The 24190-nt window shown below is 69.2% G+C and carries 19 protein-coding genes and 1 pseudogene; 14 read left to right on the top strand and 6 right to left on the bottom strand.

Features of this window, described 5'->3' with window-relative positions; translation table 11 throughout:
- Positions 1 to 6 precede the first annotated feature (6 nt).
- The 6 genes from BM393_RS25945 to BM393_RS10025 are packed head-to-tail and all read left to right on the top strand — an operon-like array spanning position 7 to position 9892.
- A complete protein-coding gene (locus BM393_RS25945; RefSeq protein WP_091724623.1) occupies positions 7 to 2679 on the top strand; it encodes a DUF4157 domain-containing protein in 2673 nt (890 codons plus the stop codon).
- The gene (locus BM393_RS10005; protein WP_091724624.1) at positions 2676 to 3251 is read left to right on the top strand and encodes a hypothetical protein; all 576 of its coding nucleotides are present in this window, start codon (positions 2676 to 2678) and stop codon (positions 3249 to 3251) included. Before BM393_RS25945 ends, BM393_RS10005 begins: the two co-directional genes overlap by 4 nt.
- Positions 3252 to 3263: 12 nt before the next feature.
- Positions 3264 to 4412 (top strand): prolipoprotein diacylglyceryl transferase family protein, encoded by a 1149-nt coding sequence (locus BM393_RS10010; protein ID WP_091724625.1) that lies wholly within the window; start codon positions 3264 to 3266, stop codon positions 4410 to 4412.
- A 28-nt stretch (positions 4413 to 4440) separates the two neighbouring features.
- A complete protein-coding gene (locus tag BM393_RS25705; protein WP_091724626.1) occupies positions 4441 to 4758 on the top strand; it encodes a hypothetical protein in 318 nt (105 codons plus the stop codon).
- Complete coding sequence (locus tag BM393_RS10020) at positions 4755 to 8411, top strand: BadF/BadG/BcrA/BcrD ATPase family protein (RefSeq protein ID WP_217648408.1); 3657 nt, start codon at positions 4755 to 4757, stop codon at positions 8409 to 8411. Before BM393_RS25705 ends, BM393_RS10020 begins: the two co-directional genes overlap by 4 nt.
- On the top strand, positions 8408 to 9892 hold the full coding sequence (locus BM393_RS10025) for a 2-hydroxyglutaryl-CoA dehydratase (RefSeq protein WP_141225284.1): 1485 nt from the start codon (positions 8408 to 8410) through the stop codon (positions 9890 to 9892). The genes BM393_RS10020 and BM393_RS10025 overlap by 4 nt, the downstream gene beginning before the upstream one ends.
- 162 nt (positions 9893 to 10054) lie before the next feature.
- Here BM393_RS10025 and BM393_RS10030 read toward each other — a convergent pair whose 3' ends face one another.
- The 5 genes from BM393_RS10030 to BM393_RS10050 all read right to left on the bottom strand — a co-directional run bounded on the left by BM393_RS10030 (position 10055) and on the right by BM393_RS10050 (position 13825).
- On the bottom strand, positions 10055 to 10627 hold the full coding sequence (locus tag BM393_RS10030) for a YceI family protein (protein ID WP_091724629.1): 573 nt from the start codon (positions 10625 to 10627) through the stop codon (positions 10055 to 10057).
- Positions 10628 to 10787: 160 nt separating this feature from the next.
- On the bottom strand, positions 10788 to 11429 hold the full coding sequence (gene ypfH, locus BM393_RS10035; RefSeq protein WP_091724630.1) for an esterase: 642 nt from the start codon (positions 11427 to 11429) through the stop codon (positions 10788 to 10790).
- Between the two features lie 167 nt (positions 11430 to 11596).
- Entirely contained in the window at positions 11597 to 12499 is a 903-nt protein-coding gene (locus BM393_RS10040; RefSeq protein WP_091724631.1) for an NADP-dependent oxidoreductase, read from the bottom strand.
- A gap of 85 nt (positions 12500 to 12584) precedes the next feature.
- Complete coding sequence (locus tag BM393_RS10045) at positions 12585 to 12980, bottom strand: DoxX family protein (protein WP_091724632.1); 396 nt, start codon at positions 12978 to 12980, stop codon at positions 12585 to 12587.
- On the bottom strand, positions 12977 to 13825 hold the full coding sequence (locus tag BM393_RS10050; RefSeq protein WP_091724633.1) for a class III extradiol ring-cleavage dioxygenase: 849 nt from the start codon (positions 13823 to 13825) through the stop codon (positions 12977 to 12979). The genes BM393_RS10045 and BM393_RS10050 overlap by 4 nt, the downstream gene beginning before the upstream one ends.
- Positions 13826 to 13960: 135 nt before the next feature.
- On the opposite strand from BM393_RS10050, the gene BM393_RS10055 reads away from it, so the two are divergent.
- The 5 genes and pseudogenes from BM393_RS10055 (at position 13961) to BM393_RS10070 (ending at position 19013) form a co-directional block, all read left to right on the top strand.
- A complete protein-coding gene (locus tag BM393_RS10055; RefSeq protein ID WP_091725293.1) occupies positions 13961 to 14899 on the top strand; it encodes a LysR family transcriptional regulator in 939 nt (312 codons plus the stop codon).
- Between the two features lie 32 nt (positions 14900 to 14931).
- Positions 14932 to 15107, top strand: a pseudogene (locus BM393_RS25225) (IS1595 family transposase); the annotation flags it as partial.
- Positions 15108 to 15775: 668 nt separating this feature from the next.
- Positions 15776 to 16876 carry a 4-oxalomesaconate tautomerase gene (locus tag BM393_RS10060; protein WP_091724634.1) on the top strand — a complete coding sequence of 367 codons (1101 nt, stop codon included), beginning with the start codon at positions 15776 to 15778 and terminating at the stop codon, positions 16874 to 16876.
- On the top strand, positions 16873 to 17892 hold the full coding sequence (locus tag BM393_RS10065) for a tripartite tricarboxylate transporter substrate binding protein (RefSeq protein WP_091724635.1): 1020 nt from the start codon (positions 16873 to 16875) through the stop codon (positions 17890 to 17892). The genes BM393_RS10060 and BM393_RS10065 overlap by 4 nt, the downstream gene beginning before the upstream one ends.
- 29 nt (positions 17893 to 17921) lie before the next feature.
- The gene (locus BM393_RS10070; RefSeq protein ID WP_091724636.1) at positions 17922 to 19013 is read left to right on the top strand and encodes a porin; all 1092 of its coding nucleotides are present in this window, start codon (positions 17922 to 17924) and stop codon (positions 19011 to 19013) included.
- A 73-nt stretch (positions 19014 to 19086) separates the two neighbouring features.
- Here BM393_RS10070 and BM393_RS10075 read toward each other — a convergent pair whose 3' ends face one another.
- Positions 19087 to 20004 carry a LysR family transcriptional regulator gene (locus BM393_RS10075; RefSeq protein ID WP_091724637.1) on the bottom strand — a complete coding sequence of 306 codons (918 nt, stop codon included), beginning with the start codon at positions 20002 to 20004 and terminating at the stop codon, positions 19087 to 19089.
- Between the two features lie 225 nt (positions 20005 to 20229).
- On the opposite strand from BM393_RS10075, the gene chvE reads away from it, so the two are divergent.
- Genes chvE through mmsB form a run of 3 tightly spaced genes read left to right on the top strand, consistent with a single transcriptional unit; the run spans position 20230 to position 24142 of the window.
- Positions 20230 to 21330 (top strand): multiple monosaccharide ABC transporter substrate-binding protein, encoded by a 1101-nt coding sequence (gene chvE / locus BM393_RS10080; protein ID WP_091724638.1) that lies wholly within the window; start codon positions 20230 to 20232, stop codon positions 21328 to 21330.
- A gap of 18 nt (positions 21331 to 21348) precedes the next feature.
- Positions 21349 to 22929, top strand: a complete 1581-nt coding sequence (locus tag BM393_RS10085; RefSeq protein ID WP_091724639.1) for a sugar ABC transporter ATP-binding protein — start codon at positions 21349 to 21351, stop codon at positions 22927 to 22929.
- On the top strand, positions 22922 to 24142 hold the full coding sequence (gene mmsB / locus BM393_RS10090; RefSeq protein WP_091724640.1) for a multiple monosaccharide ABC transporter permease: 1221 nt from the start codon (positions 22922 to 22924) through the stop codon (positions 24140 to 24142). Before BM393_RS10085 ends, mmsB begins: the two co-directional genes overlap by 8 nt.
- The last annotated feature ends 48 nt before the right edge of the window (positions 24143 to 24190 follow it).

Consider the following 24190-nt stretch of genomic DNA (forward strand, 5'->3'; position numbering starts at 1 on the left):
GGCAGCATGAAACGGGCACCGACCGCTTCCAGGACCTCGCCGAGCGTCGGCCGGGCGTCGCTCGGCGCGGGTGGGCGCGGCCGGTTCACCGAGCCCATGGGCCCGCGCGACGACGCGTTCGAGGCCGAGGCGGACCGCGTCGCGCGCGCGGTGGCGAAGGGACCGGGCGGCGGGGCGGCCTGGTCCCTGGCCGGCGGCGCGGCGCCGCGGGAGAGTCCCACGATCCGGCTGGCACCGAGGGCGGGGTCCGACGCCTCGTTCGAGGCGACCGCGATGCCGGCACCCGCCGAAGCCCCGCCTGAGGGGGCGGCGTCCGGACCGTCGGCGGCCGAGGGGCGGGGCGCCTTGCTGGCGGATGACGAGGGTCCCCTCCAGCCCGGGCAGATGCGCAAGGGCGAGTTCCTCGACGCATTGCGCGTGGCCTTGTGCGAGGCGGTCGACGCCGGATTGGCCGGCACGGGGAGGGACTCGCAAGGCTGTCCCTGGATCGATCACTGGCTCGGGTACTACGCGGAACGCGGCGCCAGCCAGGTTGAACAGGCGCTGAGGCGATACGCCCCGGAGTCGCGCGGCGCCTCGCGCGCGGCCGACTACATCGGCGCCGTGTCGGCCCGGGTGGGCCGCAGCGCACGCACCTGGGCCACGACCGGCGAGCTCACCGGACTGCCGCAGGACATGCCCGCCTCGCCGATGGCCGGTGGCGGGCTGCTCGACGCCTTCGGCGGCATGTTCTTCAAGGGGCGCCCGGGCGGTGCGCAATCCACGCGACCGCCCGCCTCGGTCCAGCGGGAACTGGGGCCGGGCCAGCCCCTGCCGACGTCGGTGCGCGAGCGCATGGAGCCCGCGTTCGGCACCAGCTTCGCGGGCGTCCGGCTGCACGACGACGGCCCCGGCCGCCGCCTCTCCGATGAGTTCAACGCCCGTGCGTTCACCGTGGGACATCACGTGGCCTTCGGCGCCGGCGAGTTCCACCCGGGGACGCCCGCCGGCGATGCGCTGATCGCGCATGAACTGGCGCATGTCGTCCAGCAAGGCCATGCCCGCGAGCCCGGTCCGGGCTCGGCGGCGCGCGCGGGCTCGCTGGAGGCCGACGCGGATCGCAGCGCCGAGGCCTTCGTGCGGAAGGACTGGCTGGGCGGGCAGGCCCCGGCGCGCGAGGTGGCGCCGCGTCTGCGCAGCGGTCTGAGCTTGTCGCGCTGCTCCAAGGACAAGACCGCGGCACCGGCCGTGGCCCAGGGCAGGGACCTTCACGCAGGCGCCGTCGCACCGGACGCGGCCAAGCTGCAGCAGGTGCAACGCGAACTGCATCCCGCCGCCGCCGCCGTGGGCGCGGCGCTCGCCGCCTGGGACGCCGGCGCCGCCGCGCCGGGAACGGTGGCCCAGAAGAACGCGTTGAAGGCGGACCTGAAGACCAAGGTGACGCAAGCCATGCTGGCGGAGCTCACCGCGACGATGCCCGGCATCCATGCCGTCTCGGGCACCGCACGGGTGCCGATCGCCGACCTGGAGGGGCCCGGCAACGCCGCCAAGAAGGTGGTGGACAGGCACTTCGGCGACTGGATCTCGGTGGCGGCGCTGACGCCTTCGCAGTCCAGCGTGCGGCATGGCTTCGCGTTCCGGGCCTCGGGCGCCGGCAAGAACCTGTTCGACGCGAACGATCGCGCGCAGCGCGCGCTGGCCAATCTGCCGATCGACGCGCATGATCTCGCGGGCTGGATGGCCGAGACCTTCGGCGCCGACGCGATGAAGCCGCACAACTTCAGCCCCACGCGTGGCGGCGAGGAACAGGCCTTCCTCGAGACCGAGATCGTGACGCCCTTCGTCAACGCGCACAAACCGGACCTGGAGCTGTTCGACCTGTTCGGTTTCGCCCTGACCGATCCGAGCACCGGCAAGATCGTCATCGGCACGGCCACGAGCCCCGGCCTGGGGACCGCGCCGGGTTCGGGGGGCGCGCCCTCCGAGGCGCAGCGGTCGCTGCGCTGGTCCGCCTGGGAGACCCTGGTCCACGAGTACATCCACACGCTGGAGCATCCGGTGTTTCACACCGCCGGCGGCGCCAGCAACCGCATCATGTCGGAGGGCTTCTGCACGATGTTCAGCGAGGAAGTGCTGCTCGACCAGATTCCCAAGGCACCGAAGAACGCGGCGCTGCGGGCGGACATCGAGGGCGGCCACTTCCCCGAGCCGCCGGCCGGCACCGTGCCGCCGTTCGAGGCCGGCAGCTACGCGGAGTACCTGAAGCATGCGACGGCCATCCGTACCGCCGTGGGAGACAGCGCCGTGAAGGCGGCCTTCTTCCAGGGGCATGTGGAGTTCCTCGGGCTGACGCCGGGCGGCGCCACCGCGTCGCCGGTGGTCGCCGCGGACCGCGACCTGGTCACGGTGCCGGCGGGCATCGCGACGGTGAGCGAGCTGGCCAGGGCGGCCCACGTGGCGGAGGCCGACATCGTGGCCGCCAATCCGGGCCTGAGCGCCGGTTCGCCGGTTGCCGGCACCTTGCATGTCCCGGGCGCGCGCGAACATGTCGTCGTGGAGGCGGGCGCCGGTGGATCGGAAACGCAAGTGCAGATCGCCCGGCAGAACGGCATCACCGTGGCGGCGCTCACCGACGCCAACCCGGCGGCGTCGTGGGGATCGCTGGCCGCCGGCACCCGCCTGCTGATTCCGAAGCGATGAACGCCCGTCCCGTCGCCGGCGCCGCGCTGGTGGTCTTGCTGCTCCTCTCATCGAACCTGGAGGCTGAACCGATGAATGCACCCATGCCGTCCGTCTGCGTCGACGCGATGCGGGCGCTGGTCGAGGGTCGTCTCGATGCCTGGCCGGGCTTGCCCAGGGGGTGCGGACGCCAGGCGGCGGAGGCGGCTTTCGGGCCCGGGGAGGGCGGTCCGGACGGCGTCGCTCCGCTCGAGGGCACGGCGACCGCCTTCCGGCGCTATGGACCCTCGCCGCGCGTGCCGCATGCCGTGCAGGTCTGGTTGCGCGACGAGGCGATCCTGGCGATCGAGGTGGCCGGTCTCGTGCCCGCCGGGCCGCTGGATGAGTTGCTGGGGCCTGCGGAAGCCATCGAGCGCTCGGGGCTGGGGAGCGTCCACAGCCAACGCATCCATGCGTCGCGGGGGCTGGTGTTGCATGTCCAGAACATCACCGGCGCGATCGTGCGCGCGTACGGCTTCCCGTCCTGCACGCTGGCGCAGTTCAACGAGCTGCCCTGGGGGCGACTGCAGGTCGAGCGCCGGCCAGTGCGCTGAAAGGGCTCGTCCATGCTCGTCCCGCGTCACTTCGCCAGCCCGCCGCCGCGGATGACCCTCCTCGGCCGCCGCGTGTCGAGTTTCCAGGTCTGCGGCGCCGTCGGTCTCGTGGTGGCCACGACGCTGGTGTCGGTGCTGACCTGGCATCTGCGGCTGCCGCCCTGGATCGTCCCGTGCCTGCTGACCAGCGGCCTGGCCACCGCCTTCGTGCTGGCGATGGCGACCAAGGTCCTCACCGGCCAGGAGACGCTGGTCTTCTATCACCACGAGATCGCGATTCTGGCCACGAGCGCGCTGCAGCTGCAGGCGCTGGGCGCGCCGGTGCTGCGCGTGCTGGACCTCAACGCGCTGTGGCTCGGCGCCTTCCTGGTCTTCGGGCGGCAGGGCTGCCTGATGGTCGGCTGCTGCCACGGCCGGCCGCACCACTGGGGCGTGCGCTACAGCGAGTCGCATGCCAACGAGGGATTCCCCGCCTGCTACGTCGGCGTGCGGCTGTTCCCGGTCCAGGTGCTGGAGTCCCTGCTCGTCGCCGCCATCGTCGTGGCGGGCAGCGCGTTGGCCTGGCGCGGCGCCCCGGCGGGCAGCGTGCTCGCCCTGCACGTCGTCTGCTATTGCGCGGTGCGGATCTGGCTCGAGGAACTGCGCGGCGACGCGGCCCGGCCGTACTGGGGGCGCTTCTCGGAGGCGCAGTGGACCTCGACCGTGTTGATGGCGGCGGTGCTCGCCAGCGAATGGCAGGGCCGGCTGCCGCGCGCCGACTGGCACTTCGGCGTGGGACTGGCGACGGCGCTGGGGCTGGCGGTGCTGGCGCTGACCGGCCGCGCGCGGCATCGCATCCTGGCGCCGCGCCACGCGGACGAGGTCGCGCGGCTGCTGCGGTCGCTGCGGTCGCTGCGGTCGCTGCCACAGGCGCCGCATGGACCGATCGCGGTGCGGCGCACCTCGCAGGCCTTCGGCGTCTCGTGTCAGGCGCTGGGGTCGGTGGACGGCCGCCCGTCGACGCTGTACGCGCTCTCGCACGCGGGACGGGCCCTGGACGAGCGGGAGGCCCGCGTCCTGTCCGGATTGATCGCGAACCTGGTCGGCGCGCGCGGCGCGCGGGCCCTGCTGCGCGGCGCACGCGGCATCTACCACCTGATCGTGCGGGACGCCCCGCGCTGATCCCCTCCGTGGCTTTCGAGGAGACACCATGCCGGACCTCAATCCCGAACCGCTCCGCCTCGCGGCACCGCCCGTGTCGTCGCGCGGCGGCCAGGCCGTCTGGGCCCGGTCGGTGCTGCGACTGCAGCGCAGCGTGGGCAACCGCGAGGTGGTGAGGATGCTGGGGCTGTCGCCGGCCCTGCCGGTGGCGCCCGCGCCCGATGCGCCGGCGCAGGAAGCACCGTTGGCCTTGGTGCCGGCGCCGGCGGCCGCGCCCTGGCGGCGTTGCCTGCAGCTCGCGTGGCGACGGCTGCGCGGCCTGCCGCCGCCGGACGAGACCGTCGTCCTGATCGAGGGGCGTCGATGACACGGCCCGAGGCCCGTTCCGCCATGCGGCCCGGCGCGCGGATCCTGGGCATCGACATCGGTTCCACCACCGTCAAGACCGTGGTCGTCGACGCGGCCAGCGGCGGGATCCTCTGGTCCGACTACCGCCGCCACGAGACGCGGCAGGCCGACGCGCTGGACGCGCAGCTGGCCGCGATCGAGGCCCGCTTCGGCGAGCTGGACGCCGACACGACGCGCGCCTTCGTCACCGGCTCCGGCGGGCCGCCGCTGGCGACGCTGCTCGGCGCGAAGTTCGTGCAGGAGGTCAACGCGGTCACGCTCGCCGTCGAGGCGCTGCATCCGGACGTCGGCAGCGTGATCGAGCTCGGCGGCCAGGACGCCAAGATCATCATCTACAAGCCGGCGCCGCCGGGCGCCTCGAACGCGGACCGGCGCGTGATCGCGTCGATGAACGACAAGTGCGCCTCCGGCACCGGCGCGACGATCGACAAGTGCGTGCTCAAGGCCGCGCTCGCGCCCGAGGCGCTGGGCGCGCTCGCCTGGGAACCGGCCAGGCTGCACCCGGTCGCGGCCAAGTGCGGCGTCTTCGCCGAGACCGACATCGTCGGCCTGCTCAAGGCCGGCATCCCGTCGGCCGAGGTCATGTGCTCGCTGGCCGACGCGATCGTGGCGCAGAACCTCACGGTGCTGACCCGCGGCCACACGCTGCAGCCGCGCGTGCTGCTGCTGGGCGGTCCCAACACCTACCTGCCGTTCCTGCAGGCCTGCTGGCGCCAGCGCATCGCCGAGCTGTGGGCCTCGCGCGGGACCGCGTTGCCGGCGGGCGCCCCGATCGAGGACCTCGTCGTCGTGCCCGGGAACGCCGCGCTGTACGCGGCCTACGGCGCCGCGGTGTACGGGATGCAGGAGGCGCCGGACATCGGCCGCTACGCCGGCGCAGGGGCGCTGCGCGCCTCGATCGCGCGTGGCCGCGGCGCGCGCGTGCTGCCGGCGCAAGGACCCGGGCTGGTGGCCAGCGACGAAGAGCGCGACGCCTTCATCAAGCGCTTCCGCCAGGCGCCGTTCGTGCCGGCGGTCTTCTCGCCGGGCCAGCGGGTGCGCGCGTTCCTCGGCATCGACGGCGGGTCGACCTCGTCCAAGGCGGTGCTGGTCGACGAGGGCGGCGAGGTCCTGTTCAAGGACTACCAGCTCTCGCGCGGTAATCCGCTCGCCGACGTGCAGGAGATCCTGCGCCGCGTGCGCGGCTTCGTGGCCGGGCAGGGCGCGGCGCTGGAGGTGCTGGGCGCCGGCGCGACCGGATACGCGGCGGACCTGCTGGAGGAGACGCTCGAGGTCGACGCCAACATCGTCGAGACGGTGGCGCACATGATGTCGGCGCGGCAGGCCTTCGACGATGTCGACGTGGTCTGCGACGTCGGCGGCCAGGACATCAAGGTGCTGTTCATGGCCGGCGGCGAGATCCGCAACTTCCGCCTGTCCAACCAGTGCTCGGCCGGCAACGGCATGCTGCTGCAGGCGATGGCGAGCCAGTTCGGCGTCGCGCTCTCCGACTACGCGGCGCTGGCCTTCCGCGCGCGGATGAGCCCGCGCTTCAACTACGGCTGTGCCGTGTTCCTCGACACCGACCGCGTCACCTTCCAGAAGGAGGGCTACGGCAAGGAGGAACTGATGGCCGGCCTCGCGCTGGTGCTGCCGAAGAACATCTGGCAGTACGTCGTGCAGCTGCCGCGACTGGCGGAGCTTGGCCGCGTCTTCGTGCTGCAGGGCGGGACACAGCACAACCTGGCCGCGGTGAAGGCGCAGCACGACTACCTCGTCGAGCGCGTGCCCGGCGCGATCGTGCGCGTGCATCCGCACTGCGGCGAGGCCGGCGCCATCGGCGCGGCGCTCGAGGCGCGACGCATCGTCGCGCGGCGCGGCCACAGCCGCTTCGTCGGCGTGGACGCGGCGATCGGCCTGGCCTGGACGTCCCGCAACGACGAGGGCACCGTCTGCCACTTTTGCGCCAACGCCTGCCGTCGCACCTTCATCGACGCGGCGACCCCGCAGGGCCTCAACAGCCGCTACATCGCCGGTTTCTCCTGCGAGCACGGGACCGTCGAGTCCAAGGACGCGCTCAAGGCGCTGGTGTCGCACCGCAAGTCGCTGAAGGCGCAGTTCCCCAACCTGGTCGACTACGAGGCTGGCCTGGCCTTCAAGGCGGGGGCCGCGCCGCGGCCGCTGCCTGAGGCGGGCTCGCCCGTCGATCCGGGGCGGCGCTCGCGCGGCTGGGCAACGGCGGCGCTGCTGCCCTGGCGCGCCCGCGCGGCGCGCAGCTTCGAGCGCTCGGACGGCGCGTCGCGGCGGGCCGGCTTGCGCATCGGCATGCCGCGGGTGCTGAACATGTACTCGACCGCGCCGCTGTGGCGCGCCTACTTCGAGACGCTGGGCGTGCCCCCGCGCCAGATCGTGTTCTCCGACGTCACCAGCGAGGAACTGTGGGAGGCCGGCAGCCGCTACGGGTCGATCGATCCGTGCTTCCCGTCGAAGGTGGTGCAGGCGCACATCCACGACCTGCTGAAGGTGAAGCACCGGGAGCGGCCGCTGGACTTCCTGTTCTTCCCCTGTCTGACGCATGTACCGAGCTTCGTGCGCGGTCTGCCCGACACGACGGCCTGCCCGATCGTGGCCGGCGTGCCCAAGGTGATGCGCGCGGCCTTCACGCAGGAGGTCGACCATTTCGCGCGCGAGGGCGTGGTCTATGTCGACCCGGCGATCTCGCTGTGCGAGCCCCACTTCATGAAGCAGCAGATGTTCGAGGCCTGGGGCGAGCGCCTGGGCGTGACGCGGGACGAGAGCGACTTCGCCGTCGACCAGGGCTGGGCGGCGCTGCGCGCCTTCGACAGCGAGATGCAGCGCCGCGGCATGCAGCTGCTGGCGCAGCTCGAGGACGAAGGACGGGTCGGCATCCTGTTGCTGGCGCGGCCGTATCACGCGGATCCGGGACTGCACCATGGCGTGCTCGACGAGTTCCAGGCGCTGGGTTATCCGGTACTGTCGATCCGCTCGATCCCGAAGGATCCGCAGTGGCTGGCGCGTTTCTTCGCCGGGGAGGGCGGCGACCCGCTGGGCGTGGCCGATGTCTGGCCCGAGGCCTATTCGACCAACAGCGCCGAGAAGGTCTGGGCCGCCAAGTTCGCCGCCCGGCATCCCAACCTGGTGGTGCTGGACCTGTCGAGCTTCAAATGCGGCCACGACGCGCCCACCTACGGAATGATCGACAACATCGTCGCGGCGAGCGCGACGCCGTATTCGGCGCTGCACGACCTGGACGCCAACAAGCCGTCGGGCTCGCTGAAGATCCGGGTGCGCACCTATGGGCATACGCTGCAGCGCCACGCCGAGCGCTTGCAGGACCTGCATGCCGCGAAGGACGAGCTGGCGCGGCGCATCGAGGCGAAGCGGCGCGAGCTGCGAGCGCGGGCGAGGGCACGTGACGGCGAGGTCGACCATGAGGAGAAGGGCGGCCTCGATGGTCTCGCGACGCACGATCCGGCCTCGGAGCGCGACTACGCGGCCTGGCTGGGCGAGGAGACGGTGCCGCGATTCGCGCCGCTGGAGCCGACCACCGGGCGGGCCTGCGACACCGCCGCGAAGGCGCATCCGATCACCATCCACCGGAGGACCTCATGAGATTGACGGACGAGGGCGACCGCCCGGTGATCTGGCTGCGCGACGAGCTGGCGCGGGCCGCCGAGATCGAACGCGAGCTCGAGGCCTTCGAGCGCGAGGAACGGGCGCGGCTGGGGCTGACGGAGGTGCCGGTGGCGCAGTGGCGCGATCCGGCGCCGCGGCCCTTCACGCGCGACGAGCGCGCCGGCACGACGCTGCTGTGCGGCGGACTGACGCAGGCGCAGGACCTGCTGATCCAGGGCGCGCTGCAGGGCATCGGCTACCGGGTGGAGGTGCTGGGCACGCCGGACGACGAGGCCTTGCGCGTCGGGCGCGAGTTCGGCAACCGTGGCCAGTGCAATCCCACCTACTTCACCGTCGGCAATCTCGTCCATCACCTGCAGCGGCTGCGCGACGAGCAAGACCTGAGCCCGCGCGAGATCATCGCGCGGCATGTCTTCGTCACCGCCGGGGCCTGCGGGCCGTGCCGCTTCGGGACCTACGCGACCGAGTACCGCAAGGCGCTGCGCGATGCCGGCTTCGAGGGCTTCCGCGTGCTGCTGTTCCAGCAGCAGGGCGGTCTGCGACAGGCCTGCGGCGATGGCGACGGGCTGGTGCTGGATCGACGCTTCTTCTTCGCGCTGCTGCGGGCGGTGGTGGCCGGCGACGTGCTCAACGCGATGGGCTACCGGCTGCGGCCGTATGAACGCGATCCGGGCGCGACGCAGGCGGCGCTGGCCCGCTGCAAGGCGGTGCTGCACAACGCGCTGGCGGTGCGCGGCAGCGTCCTGGCGGCGCTGTGGCGATGCCGGCGGCTGCTGGGCGCGGTCGAGCTGGACCGCGCGCGGGTTAAGCCCAAGGTGTCGGTGATCGGCGAGTTCTGGGCGATGACCACCGAAGGCGACGGCAACTACCGGTTGCAGGCCTTCCTCGAGTCCGAGGGCGCCGAGGTACTGGTGCAGCCGGTCACCGCCTGGCTGCTCTACAACCTCTGGCAGATGCGCTGGGACACGCGGCGGCGGATGGCGCTCCCGCGGCACGACGGCGGTCGCCACGGCCTGGCCGGCAGGTCGCCCTGGCGGCGGCTGGCGGCGGCGCGCGCCGCCGAGGCCGGCCTGCGCGGCTGCTATGCGCTGTATGCGGCGGTACTCGGCTTGCCGGCGCGCCGGCTGTGCAACCTCGACGAGATCGCGACGCTGTCACACCCGTTCTACGACAACCACCTGCGCGGCGGCGAGGGGCACATGGAGGTCGGCAAGCTGATCCAGAGCGTCACCGCGCGCAAGGCCCACATGGTGGTGAGCGTCAAGCCCTTCGGCTGCATGCCGTCGTCCGGCGTGTCCGACGGCGTGCAGGCGCTGGTGACCGAGAAGTACCCGCAGGCGATCTTCTGCAGCATCGAGACCACCGGCGACGGCGCGGCCAATGCCCACAGCCGGGTGCTGCGCGACCTATTCAAGGCCAAGCGGCTGGCGGCCGCAGAACGGGCGGCCGGCACCTGAGCAGGCCGGGCCGGCCCGGCTTCGCGCTCGCATCGGGGACTCGGACGACGAACTTGTTGGAGGGGCCACGTAATGTGCGTTCCGCGCGGAAGCATCTAAGTGGTTTGTGAGCCATGCCCTTTTAGACGACAAGTACGTGCGCCGTAGCCAGGATGGTTTCGCCTACTGCTTGACAGCCTCGACTTGGATGACCAGGTGCACGTTGTCGGGGAATCCGTAGTTCAGGCCGTAGTTCACGCCGTACTGGCTGCGCACGATCGTGGCCTCGAAGTCGCCGCCGCAGACCTCGTGCTTGAGCATCGGGTTCTGGTAGCAGTTGAAGTTGACTGCATGCAGCGTGACCGGGTTGGTCTTGCCGTGCAGCGTCAGCGCGCCCGAGATGTCGGTCACCTTGTCGCCGTTGAAGGTGAATTTGTCGCCCGCGAAGGTCGCGGTGGGGTAGGTTGCGACGTCCAGCATCTCATTGCTCGAAATGTGCTTGGTGAACTGCGCGAAGCCGGTGTCCAGCGAGTCGGCGTGGACGGTCACGGACAGCTTGCCGGTCTTGGCGGCCTTGTCGAGTTCGACGGAGCCTTCGGTCTTGTTGAAGCGACCGCGGTTGGTCGAGGTACCGAAGTGGCCAATCTCGAACGTCGCGAAGGTGTGCGTTGGGTCGAAGTTGTAGGTCACGGTCTCAGCATGTGCGATGCCGGCAAGGCCGAGGGCGGCGAGAACGATCACAGAAAGCTTCTTCATGGGGGTGAGCTCCAGCGGGTCAGATTGGAATGGACATGAATTCCCCGGCGCTGACCGCGCCGCCAGGGGCTTGCCCAACGTTGGGACTCATCTGGGAAGTGAAGGCGCGACGGGCGGTCGCGCAACCCCGCGCGCAGGGTTGGGTTGCTCAGAAGGTTGGTCAAGGCAGGCGCGCCGGGGCGGGCACGCGATTCAGGATGTGGCCCAGGACCCGTCCGTCGATGCCGTGGCCCAGGCCGGGAACCACGTCAATCGATGTCGGCACACCGGCCTTTGCAAGATGGGCCAAAGCTTCGATGCTGTGGGCTGGCACCATGACGGTATCTTCATCGCCATGCACGAGGTGGACAGTGACACCCGAGGCCATCAATTCGGGCAGTCGGGCGAACCGACCGGACACTGCGATTACGCGCGCAGCGATCGCACTACCACCACCTGCGGCTGACTCCAGGGCCATGATGGCGCCTTGCGAGAAGCCGATCAGCGTTGTGGCTTCCGGCGGAACGTTTGCGTCGGATTGCCATCGGCGGATCGTCTCGACGAACAGTGGCAATGCGGCGGCGACGCGTTCGGGACGATTGCCTTCCGTGAGGCCCGTGACCGAGATCCATTGCAGCCCCTGGCCCAAGTCTGAGCGATACGGCGCTGCGACGGATACCACGAACGCCTTCGCGTCAATCGCGGCGATCTGCCGGCCGACGCCCGCCATGTTGGATGGCGTCGAGCCAAACCCGTGAAACAGCAGCACGAGCTGCGAGGCTTGGGTAGTGGGTCGTTGGACCACCAGGGATGCGTCGGACATGATGTGTCTAGGTGCCTGTTGATGTACACCCGACGGCGGAGGACTCTATCGCGAGCACGCCGTGCAGGATGCCGCCTTCGATCACGGTGAAGGGAGGTACACGCCGCATTCGCACTTCGACCGCGTCCAGATCGCACTGCGTGCATCCGCCCTCTCGTCTCGGTCGTTCAGTGCCTCAGGACGACCTTGCCCTGGGCCCCTGAGGCGACAGCCTCGTGGGCCGCGCCGAGCTGATTCAACGGCAGGGTCTGGGCGATCGGCACGACTAGTACTCCCCGGGCACCCGCGTCCAACACATCGCCCAGCATCGCGGCATCCGTACGGTGATAGAGCTCGTGAATGGACACGCGGTTGCCTGGATTGACGTCCTTGGGCACGGGAACGATGCTCACCACCTTGCCGCCGTCGCGCACATGGCGGATGAGATTTCCTGCCACCGGGCCCGCCGCACTGATGGCGCGGTCGAACGTCGCACTGGTCGGCGGCACCGTGATGTCCAACGCTTCGTCCGCGAGTTCGCGAGCCTCGCCCAGACGCTCCGGGCGAACCCCGGCAACCGGCGTTGCGCCAATCTGCTTCAGATACTGCAGCGCTGCGCGCCCGACCGCCCCGAGGCCTCCAGAGACCAGCACCCGATCGCCGGGCTTGACTCCTAGCGCTTCAACCGTCTGCCGACCGGTGAGGCCAGCCTTGACCAGGGATGCGCCCTCTTCGAAGCTCAGTTCAGCGGGAAGCTTGGCGATGGACGTGGCTGGGACCACACCATACTCGGCGTGGGCTCCCTTACCGTTCGCAGCGAAGTCGGCGACGACCCGATCGCCTACGGCCAGTCCCGTGACGCCCTGGCCCAGTTCGACCACGGTGCCGGCGGCATCTCCGCCAAGTACCGCTGGCAGCGGGAGCGGAATGTACTGAGCCATGAAGCCTTGCCGCAGGATGAGATCGAAGGGATTCACCGCGGAGGCCGCGATCTTGATCAGGACTTCGCCTGCAGCGGGTTGGGGAATCGGTAGGTCACCGATCTCGAACTGATCGACGCCACCATAGGCCTTGAGAAGTGCTGCTTTCATTGCGTTCTCCGGAGTAGTGCGTTGCCAGGTGGAAGCCTCGGGCTTCCGGCGGCAACGGAATGGATGGGATACCTGTGGCTGCTGTCTACTGCGCAGCGACGCGCCGGGCGTTGTCGAGCGTCAGGGCACCACCGCCGGCAGCGGCGACGTAGAGGAAGATGAAACAGAACAGGATCGCCGGTTCGCCCATGTTCAGCACGGGCCAGAAGGTTTGTGGGGCATGGGCCATGAAGTAGGCAGCGGCCATCTCGCCAGAAGCGACAAATGCAGCGATTCGGGTCTGGAAGCCGATGATCATCAACACGGAGGTGATGACCTCGATCGCTCCGGCGACGATCAGGATCGTCGGCAGCGGGTAGGTCATGCCTGGAACTGGTGCAGGGAACTGCAGGAACTTCATCGCCGCATGCTCGATGAAGAGCAGAGCCGCGACGATGCGCAGGGCGGTTAGAGCACGCGGAGCCCAGATGGTGGTATTCATTGCGGGATGGTCCTCGCAGGATTGGAAACGGGTGGGGCGCCGAAGCGAAAGCTCGAGGCTGTGAAGCCGCCGAAGAAGTCGGTCTGGTGATAGGTGGCGGTGCCCGGCTCATCCCAGGCGGCACCTACCGCGGCCATCAAAGGAAGAAGATGATCCTCGCGCGGGTGCGCGATGCGCGCAGCGGGCGCCTCTTCCCAGTCGATTAGCCGGCGGGCGCGCTCGTCGGAAGAGGTGTGAACCAGCGTCTGCTGCAACCATGCATCGAACTGCCGCGCAGGCTCGTAGCCGCTGGTGCCGCGCATTGCCTGCAAGTTGTGGAAGCTGAGGCCGCTTCCGATAATCAGCACGCCCTCGTCGCGTAGTGGCGCGAGCGCCCGGCCGACCGCGAGATGTAGCGCCGGATCGAGGCCGGCGTCGAGCGAGAGCTGGGCGAGCGGCATGTCTTCCTCGGGGTAGAGCGGCTTCATGAGGCTGAAGGTGCCGTGATCGAAGCCGCGAGTACGGTCGGACCGTGCATCGATGCCGTCCGCGTGCAGCAACTCCTGCACCCGTCGCGCCAATTCCGGCGACCCAGGTGCGCCGTAATGGATGTGATAGAGATAGTCGGGGAAGCCGTGGTAGTCATAGACCATCCCGGGCTTCTCAGCCGAGGAAACGGCGAAGCCGCGCTCTTCCCAATGACCGGAGACCACGAGCACGGCCTTGGGTGCGTCGCTGAGCTCCATGCGCATGTCGAGCAGCGACTGTTCGAGCTGGGCCATGTTGGCGCGGAATTCCCCGGTCATGTAGGGCCATGGACCACCGCCATGGCTGATGAAATAGGTTGGAAGCCTGGGGCCAGTCACTTTCACATTCCCTTTTTGGTGCAACCCGGAGCCTTGCGGTCAGACTGCGTTCGTTGGTGACGACACTGTCGTGGTTTCCTGTAGGTGGATCAACACCCGTTATGTTGATGGATCATTTCCGATACATTGATGAAGATGGACACGATGATCAGCCTGCGGGTGTTCTGCCTCGTGGCGGAGCTGAAGAGCTTTGCCGCCGCCGGAAAGCGCCTAAACCTCTCGCCGGCAATGGTGAGCAAGCACGTGATCCATCTGGAGAACCGCATTGGGATCCGATTGCTCAACCGGACCAGTCGGCATGTCAGCCTGACCGAGCCGGGCGCGCTCTACTTCGCTCAAGCCAAGTCGACGCTCGACGGTCTGGACGAGGTGGAGGCGGCCATCAGCAATGTCGCGGTATCACCGCGAGGGACGCTCAGGCTAAGTGCGCCGGTTTGGACGGCGAACACTTGCTTCGTGAGCATGCTGGCGGAGTACAACCGGCGTCATCCCGATGTATCCCTCGACATGGACCTTAGTGGTCGCATCGTGAACTTGGTGGACGAAGGCTTTGACCTGGCCTTGCGCGCCATGACGCGCGATCGCCTCGATTCAGGCCTCGTCGCGCGTCCGTTGATGCAAGTGGAGTTCCGTCTGGTCGGATCGCCCCACTACCTCAAGCGGATGGGGCGTCCCAAAGACTTCACTGAACTCAACGGTCATGCGCTGCTTCGCTACAGCGGGGTCAGCATCGGCGAGAACTTGGGGCTGGATGGCCCGAATGGTCAACAGAAAATCTCGTTGCGTACGGTGATGCTGAGCGAAAACGAAACAGTCCTGCACTTGGCGGCGCTTCAGGGCATGGGCCTTGCCTTCTTGCCGCTGTGGATGGTTGAGGCGGATCTCGCGGCGAGGCGTCTGGAACTGGTTTTGCCCGATATCCTACGGTTCGGCAACACGCTGCATGCCGTCTATCCAAGCCGCAAGTATCTCTCTGCCAAGGTTCGTACCTTCATCGACTTCTTGGCGTCCCAGATCCCGGAGGACGATCAAGGCACACCGCTTCCGAGTGCCCTCAATCTCCTCAGCAGATGAGATTGGGTCATACACGTTTTGCTGCGGCAGATGAGGCCGACGAGACCTACTTCCTGCGCTCCAGCAAAAGCCAACACGTGCAAGCCCGCAAGGCTCGACACCGAGGCGGCAGCGGAGCCAAGCGCGGACTGTCGCCAGACATCTGGGCGTTGAGCACCACGCGCTGAACCTGTCCAGAGGTGAGCGGGGGCAGGGCGCTTGGCACATTGGACCAGCCCCCGTTCGGTGGACGCCACGAGGCGCGACGAGCGTTATCCACGGACGGCTGGTTCGGGCGCTTGCGACGAACCGGGAACCGGCCGTCGGTGGGTAACGCGGTGCTCCGCATGCGCGACGCCTTGGTCTTTCGTCTGGTCGAGCCACGCGGAAGGCCTGTTGCTTCACCGCGAGCCACTGGCTGCCGTTCAGGGGCGGTGGAGCACCGTTGCAGTCGTAGCGGCATGACTGCGCACGGAGATCACGTTCGGGATTCGCCAGTCGGACCTTAACGTTGTGCGCCATGACAGGCCTCACTTCATCGTTGTGCGCCATCGCCATGAGTGCCTAGGTCGAGGGTTTGACTTGCTGCGCCGAATGCATCGGCACATAGATCACGTTGCTCCGCCAATTGCCGTGCATAGCCCCAGCGAGAAATCGATCTCCCCGTGACATCACATAATGCACATTGTCAATCACTCAAACCTGCATTCATGCGCTGTCCTTGACCCATTCGTTATCGAGCTCACTGGCTCCGTTCGCGTTCCGTGATCCACCACCGCGCGTTCCCGCCTAATGGCTCCCACCTCGCAACCGCCGGCACATCCTTGCGTCCCACGCATTTATTGATCCAAACGATGCACTTCACGTCATCAACGGCATGGCCGAGCATGCCGCTCCATGACACGAACCATCCCTTGCGTCCTGATGCGTGCGGGCACCTCCCGAGGCCCGTTCTTCCTGCGCGACTGGCTGCCCGCCGACGAACGCCAGCGTGACGAGGCGCTGATCGGCGCCATCGGCGCCAGCGACCTGCTGCAGCTCGACGGCGTCGGTGGCGGCAACTCGCTGACCTCCAAGGTGGCCATCGTGTCCCGGTCCAAGGAACCGGGCTGCGACGTCGACTACCTGTTCGCCCAGGTCGGCGTCGGCCAGCGCTCGGTGGACACGCGGCCGAACTGCGGAAACATGCTCTCGGGCGTCGCGCCGTTCGCGATCGAACAAGGCCTGATCGACGCCCAGGACGGCGAGACGACGGTCCGCGTGTTCAACGTCAACACCCGCTCGCGCATCGACGTGACCGTGCTGACCCCCGGCCGGCGCGTGGTCTACGCCGGCGACACCAGCATCGACGGCGTCGCCGGCGCCGCGGCGCCCATCCGCCTGAACTTCCTCGATGCCTGGGGCTCGGTCACCGGATCGCTGTTCCCGACCGGCCGCCGCATCGACGCCATCGACGGCCTGCCGGTGACCTGCATCGATGCCGCCATGCCGCTCGTCCTGCTGCGCGCCGCGGACCTCGGCCTGCACGGTCGCGAAACCCCGGCCCAACTCGATGCGGATGCCGCCTTGCTGGCTCGCATCGAAGCGGTCCGTCGTGCCGCCGGGCTGGCCATGGGCCTGGGCGACGTGTCGGCGAGCGTCGTGCCCAAGCCGGTGATCGTGAGCGCCGGCGACGACCCGGACAGCATCACCTCCCGCTACTTCACGCCGCGCCGCTGCCACGCCGCCCATGCGGTGACGGGTGCGATCGGCGTCGCCACCGCCTTCGCCTTGCCCGGCACCGTTGCCAGTGGCGCGCCCGGGCGCGACGGGACGCGCACCGTGTCCGTGCTGCATCCGCAGGGACGCATCGCCATCGAGGTCCTGATCGCCGGCCAGGGCGAGGCGGCCTCGATCCAGCGCGCCGCGCTCGTGCGCACTGCCAGAAAGATCCTGCAGGGCGAGTTGCATCTGCCCGAGGACGTGTTCTCGACATCAACGAAGGAGACAAACCGATGAAGACTCTGCTCGCGCCCGTGGCGCTGGTGGCCACCGCCGCTCTCACCGCGCTCACGGCCATCAGCGCCCTCGCCGTCCCCATCGCGGCGCCCGCCGCCGCGCCAACCGTCGCCCCCATCGCCTATCCCACGCGGACGATCACCATCGTCGTGCCGACGGCGGCGGGCGGCGGCAACGATGCGATGGCGCGCACCATCGCGCAGAAGCTCGGACCGCTGCTGGGCCAGACGGTCATCATCGACAACCGCGCCGGCGCCAACGGCGCGATCGCCAGCGAGTTCGTCGCCCGCGCGGCGCCGGACGGCCACACGCTGATGCTGGGCTACGTCGGCACGCATGCGATGAACCCGGCACTGCAGAAACTCCGCTACGACCCGGTGACCGACTTCGAGCCGGTCGGCCTGGTGGGATATTCGCCGACGCTGATGGTCGCCAATGCCCTGGCGCCGGTGAAGGACGTCCGGGACCTCGCGTCCCAGCTCAAGGCCAAACCCGACCGCTACAGCTACGCCTCCGCCGGCAACGGCACGGCGCCTCACTTCGCCGCCGAGCTCTTCAAGCTCAATGCCGGTGTCGACATGCTCGGCGTGCCCTACAAGGGCTCGGCGCCCGCCATCACCGACACGCTGGGCGGCCAGACGCAGTTCATGTTCCCCAGCCTCTTCACCGCGATCCCCTATGTGAAGGCCGGCAAGCTCAAGCCGCTGGCCGTCGCCGGCCCGCGGCGCAGCCACCTGCTGCCCGATGTGCCGACGCTCAAGGAAGCGGGCGTCGACGGCGTCGAGGTGCAGCAGTGGTACGGCGTCTTCGCGCCGGCGCGAACACCCCGTCCCATCGTCGACAAGCTGAACAAGGCCCTCAACCAGGTGCTGGCCGACAAGGAGGTCATCAAGCGCATCGAGGACCACGGTGCCGACGTCGAGGCCAGCACGCCGGAGCAGCTCGGCACGCTCGTCAAGAGCGAGCTGACGAAATGGAAGGCCGTCGTTCAGAAGGCCAGGTTGACCGCCGAATGAGCAGCAGAACGCCTCGAGGAGCCCTCCGCATGACACTCCCCTCCCCCCTGCTGCGGATCGCCGCGGCCACCGCGCTGGGCACCTGCGCCGCCGCGGCCGCCGCCCAGGGCAGCGTGACGCTGTCCGGCGTCGTCGATGCCGCGGTGCGCAGCGTGCGCAACGACGGTGTCGGCCGTCTCCAGTCCCTGATCAGCGGCGGCAACGCGACCAGTCGGCTCGTCCTGCGCGGGTCCGAGGACCTCGGCGCCGGCTGGTCCGCCGGCTTCCATCTGGAACACGGCATCGCGCTCGACACCGGCGCCGCGACCAGCGCGAGCCAGTTCTGGGATCGCCGCGCCACGCTCAGCCTGGCCAGCCGCGAGCTCGGCGAGCTGCGCGCCGGCCGCGATTACGTGCCGACCTACACCGTGTGGGTCAAGCAGGACCCCTTCAGCCACGTCGGCGTGGCCGGCTCGACCAACCTCTACACCGCCGCGCCCGCTGGTCCGATCCGCTCGGCCTTCGGCAGCAGTCCCAACACGCTGGTGCGCAGCAGCAACTCGGTGCAGTGGCTGTTGCCCGACCGCTTCGGCGGCCTGGAGGGCGGCGTGATGGTGGCCGCGGCGGAAGGCGGCACGCAAGCCCAGGGGGCCAACAAGCTGATCGGGGCCCGGCTGGGTTACGTGAAGGGCGCGGCGTCCCTGTACGCGGCGCATGTGAGGAGCGAGAACAACGTCACCGCGGCCAGCGGCGATTTCACGGACACGCTGTTCGGCGGCGGCTACGACTTCGGCGTGGTGCGCGTGGCCGTGACGCAGCGCCGCTTCCAGCAGGCCAACGCCGCGCAGACGCTGCGCATGCTCGGCGCCTGGGTGCCGCTGGGGCGCGGTGAGCTGAAGTTCCAATGGCTGGCGAGCAACATGGCCGGGCGAGTCGGTGCCGTCGATGTCGGGGCCAACGATGCCCGCCAGTTCGGCGTCGGTTATGTCCACGCGCTCTCCAAGCAGGTGGCGGTCTATGCCCAGGTGGCGCGTGTCGACAACGACGGCGTGGCGGCCTATGCCGTGCCCGGCGGCCCGGCGGGGCTCGTCGCGGGCCGGTCCTCCACCGGCACGGAGCTCGGCATCCGCCACAACTTCTGACGCGCGGCTCCGGCTGCATCGCAGGCGGCGCGACCAGCGCGCTGGAGCTCGGGCGCCGGATCGACCCTGCCGATCATCGTGAGCGCCGCCGCACCGCACGCGGCGTCAGCTTCATCTCCGCCAGGAAGTCGTACAGCTGCTGCGCCTCAGGCGACAGCCGACGGCCCTGGCGCGTGATCAGTCCGATGCGCCGCGTGACGACCGGGTCGACCAGCGGCACGCTGACCAGCAGCGGATGGTCCGGCCCCGGCATCGCGATCGACGGCACCGCCGCCACGCCCAGCCCCGCCTCCACCAGCCCCAGCAAGGTCGTCACGTGCTGGGCCTCGTACACCGGCTGGGGGCGGTCCTTCACGCGCGCCAGGGCCTGGTCGAGCAGCAGCCGGTTGCCGGAGGACTTCGCCACCGCGATGAAGTCATGCGCGGCGAGCTGGCTCCAACTGACCTCGCGGCGTCGCGCCAGCGGGTGGTCGCGTCGGCAGGCCGCGACGAAACGCTCCTCGAGCAGCGGCCGGAACTCGATGCCCGGCTCCGAACTGCCGATGAAGTTGAGCCCGAAGTCGGACTCCCCGCGCGACACCGCCGCCAGGACCTCGTTCGCGCTGGCGTCCAGGATCTTCACCCGCAGCTTGGGATAGCGCTCGCGGTAGCGGTGGATCACCTGGGAAAGGAAGTAGTAGACCGTCGACGGCACGCTGGACACCGTCACCTCGCCCATCCGGCCGGTGCCCACCCCGCGCACCGTCAGCAGCGTCTCGTCCAGCTCGTCCAGCAGCAGGCCGATCTTGCGCGCGAACTCGCGCCCCACCGCGGTGAGCGTGACACGCCGGGTCGTGCGCTCGAACAGCTTCACGCCCAGCGCCTGCTCCAGCTTGTCGATGCGTCGGCTGAACGCGGGCTGGGAGATGTGCACCGCCTCGGCGGCCTTGCGGAAATTCGACAGCTCCGCGGCGGCCCGAAAGGCGATGAGGTCGTGGAGGTCGAATTTCATGCGACGCAATGCTCGGTTCAATTGATGTCGAGTATGCATGGACGCTGGGCCGCTGCAACGCGGGCCGGTAGCGCTTCTTCGCCGGCGCGCTACCGACGTCCGTGCGTTGAGCATCACAGGGTTAGTTCTGATTAATTAGTGCAGCGCGCGAACTAACATCCTCTAATAGGCCGGTTCACGCACAGATCGTCTGTTCAAGACGACGACCGGCCAGGAGACAAGGCAATGTCGAAGCTTGGAACGAATGTGAAACGCCGCGTCGCGGTCATCCGGACGCTGGCGATCGCCGGCGGCGCGACGCTGGGCCTGCTGGCCGGCGGCGCTCGCGCCGAGGACAAGGGCCTGGTCGGCATCGCAATGCCGACCAAGAGCTCGGCCCGCTGGATCGCCGACGGCGACAACATGGTCAAGGCCTTCCAGGCCAAGGGCTACAAGGTCGACCTGCAGTACGCCGAGGACGACATCCCCAACCAGCTCGCGCAGATCGAGAACCTGATCACCCGCAAGGTGAAGGTGCTGGTGATCGCGTCCATCGATGGCTCGGCGCTGTCGCCGGTGCTGCAGAAGGCGGCCGACCGCGGCATCAAGATCGTCGCCTACGACCGGCTCATCAAGGGCACGAAGAACGTCGACTACTACGTCACCTTCGACAACTTCCAGGTCGGCGTGATGCAGGGCCAGAGCCTGGTCGACAAGCTCGGCCTGGCGCAGGGCAAGGGACCGTTCAACATCGAGCTCTTCGGCGGCTCGCCGGACGACAACAACGCCGCCTTCTTCTACGACGGCGCGATGTCGGTGCTCAAGCCCTACCTCGACAGCGGCAAGCTGGTCGTGCGCAGCAAGCAGTTCGGCATCGGCAAGGTCGGCACGCTGCGCTGGGACGCGGCCACCGCGCAGGCCCGCATGGACAACCTGCTCTCGGCGTTCTACGGCAAGGACAAGCTGCATGCCGTGCTGTCGCCGTATGACGGCATCAGCCTGGGCATCCTGTCCTCGCTCAAGGGCGCCGGCTACTGCACCGCGAAGCAGCCCTGCCCCATCGTCTCGGGCCAGGATGCGGAACTGCCGTCGATCAAGTCCATCCTCAAGCATGAGCAGGCCAGCACCGTGTTCAAGGACACGCGCCAGCTCGCGCAGGCGGCGGCGACCGTCAGCGACGAGATGCTGGCCGGCAAGACGCCCTCCCAGATCAACGACACCAAGACCTACAACAACGGCGTGAAGGTCGTGCCCAGCGTGCTGCTCAAGCCGGTCTCGGTGGACGCGAGCAACGCGAAGGCCGTGCTCGTGGGCAGCGGCTACTACAAGGACACGCAGCTGCGTTGATCCGCGGGACTTGCAGTCATGAACCCGATTCCTGGGAACGGCGCGGGCTCCGGTCCGCTGCTGGAGCTGCGCGGCATCACCAAGCGCTTCCATGGCGTCGCGGCGCTGGAGGAGGTGCGGCTGTCGGTGCGCGCCGGTGAAATCCATGCGCTCTGCGGCGAGAACGGTGCCGGCAAGTCGACGCTGATGAAGGTGGTGTCGGGCGTTTACCCCCATCCCGACCACGGCGGCGACTACGGCGGCGAACTCCGCTTCGACGGCGAGGTGCGCCGCTTCGCCGGCATCACCGACAGCGAGCAGCTGGGCATCATCATCATTCACCAGGAGCTGGCGCTGGTGCCGCAGCTCTCGATCGCGGAGAACCTGTTCCTCTGCCACGAGCCGGCGCGCTGGGGCGTCATCGACCGCGTGGCGATGCACCGGCGCGCGGTCGAGCTGCTGGCGCGCGTCGGCCTGCGCGCATCGCCGGACACGCTGGTCGGCGAACTCGGCGTCGGCCAGCAGCAACTGGTGGAGATCGCCAAGGCGCTGGCCAAGGAAGTGCGGCTGCTGATCCTGGACGAGCCCACCTCCAGCCTCAACGAGGCCGACAGCGACGCGCTGCTCGCGCTGCTGATGGAACTGCGGGCGCAGGGCATCGCCTGCATCCTGATCTCGCACAAGCTCAAGGAAGTCACCCGCGTCGCCGACGGCCTGACCGTGCTGCGCGACGGGCGCTCCATCCTCAGCGTCGATTGCCGGGGCGAGCCGCTCAGCGAGGCGCGCATCATCCAGGCCATGGTCGGCCGCGACCTGGCGGATCGTTATCCGCGGCGCACGCCCAAGATCGGTGACCTGCTGTTCGAGCTCCGCGACTGGCGCGCCCAGCACCCGGTGCAGGCGGGCCGGGAGGTCGTCAAAGGCGTGAACCTGAAGGTGCGCCGCGGCGAGATCGTCGGCATCGCCGGCCTCATGGGCGCAGGCCGGACCGAGCTGGCGATGAGCGTCTTCGGCCGCAGCTACGGACGGCGCATCAGCGGCAGCGCCTGGATGGACGGCCGCGAGGTCGACGTGTCCACAGTGCCCAAGGCGATCGCCGCCGGCCTGGCCTACGTGACCGAGGACCGCAAGTCGCTGGGGCTGCTGCTGGACGAATCGATCGCCGTCAACACGACGCTGGCCAACCTGCGGGAAGTCTCGCGCGCCGGCGTGCTGGACAACGCGCGTGAGCACCAGGTGGCGCAGGACTACCGTCGACGCCTGGCCACGCGCTGCGCGAGCGTCGACCAGAGCGTCGTGCACCTGTCCGGCGGCAACCAGCAGAAGGTGGTGCTGGCCAAGTGGCTGTTCTCGCAACCGCGCCTGCTGATCCTGGACGAGCCCACGCGCGGCATCGACGTCGGCGCCAAGTTCGAGATCTACAGCCTGATCGCCGGCCTGGCCGAACAGGGCTGCGGCATCCTGGTGATCTCGTCCGAGATGCCCGAGCTGCTGGGCCTGTCCGACCGGCTGTACGTGATGAACGAGGGGCGTCTGGTGGCGGAGTTCCCGGCCGCCGGCACGACCCAGGAAATGATCATGGGCGCCATCGTCGGCGCCGGAGAGACCGCGTATGTCTGAACCGATCGCGGCGAGCGTCACGCCAACCGCCCGCCCCTCCTCCCCGGCCGCCGGGGCCGCCGGCATCGGCCATTTCCTCAAGCGCCACCTGCGCGACTACGGCATGTTGCTGTCGCTGGTGGCGATCATGGCGCTCTTCGAGTTCCTGACCGACGGCACGCTGCTGGAGCCGCTCAACCTCACCAACCTGGTCCTGCAGAACAGCTACATCGTCATCATGGCGCTGGGCATGTTGCTGGTGATCGTCGCCGGCCACATCGACCTCTCGGTGGGCTCGGTGTGCGGCTTCATCGGCGCGCTCGCGGCGGTGCTGATGGTGCAGTACGAATGGGCCGCGCTGCCCGCCGGCCTGGTCTGCCTGCTCGCGGGCGCGGTGATCGGGGGCGCGCAGGGCTGGTTTGTCGCCTACCTGGGCATTCCGTCCTTCATCGTGACGCTGGCCGGCATGCTGGTGTTCAAGGGCCTCGCGCTGGCGCTGCTGCAGGGCCAGTCGCTCGGCCCCTTCCCCGACAGCTTCCAGGCACTGAGCGCCGGTTTCCTGCCCGAGCTCTTCGGCCAGGAGGACCCGCGTCCGACGACGCTGGGCCTGGGCCTGCTGCTGACCGCCGTGGCGGTGGTCGTGGCCTGGCGCCACCGCAGCGCGGCGCTGCGGCACGGCATGGACACCGAACCCGGGCCGGTCTTCTGGCTGCGGCAGGCCTTGCTGGCCGGCGCGGTGCTCGCGATGAGCTGGCTGATGGCGTCCTACAAGGGCCTGCCCACGGTGATGGTCGTGATGGTGGCGCTGACGCTGCTCTACGACTTCATCGCCGGCCGCACCACGCTGGGCCGTCGCGTCTACGCGGTCGGTGGCAACGAGAAGGCGGCCCGGCTGTCGGGCGTGCGCACCCAGCGCATCGCCTTCCTGACCTTCGTGAACATGGGCGCGCTGGCGGCGCTGGCGGGACTGGTCTTCGCCGCGCGGCTCAATACCGCCACGCCCAAGGCGGGCCTGGGCTTCGAGCTCGACGTGATCGCCGCCTGCTTCGTCGGCGGGGCTTCGGCCTCGGGCGGCGTGGGCAAGATCATGGGCGCGGTGATCGGCGCCTTCGTGATGGGCGTGATGAACAACGGCATGTCCATCCTGGGCGTCGGCATCGACTACCAGCAGGTCATCAAGGGCCTGGTGCTGCTGGCCGCCGTGTTCGTCGACGTCTACAACAAGCGCAAATAGGCGCGAAGGCGCGCTCGCCCCACCACTCCCGGGATGCGGCCCGCCGGC

Origin of the sequence: Mitsuaria sp. PDC51 (assembly GCF_900113225.1) — a bacterium.
Lineage (GTDB): Bacteria > Pseudomonadota > Gammaproteobacteria > Burkholderiales > Burkholderiaceae_C > Roseateles.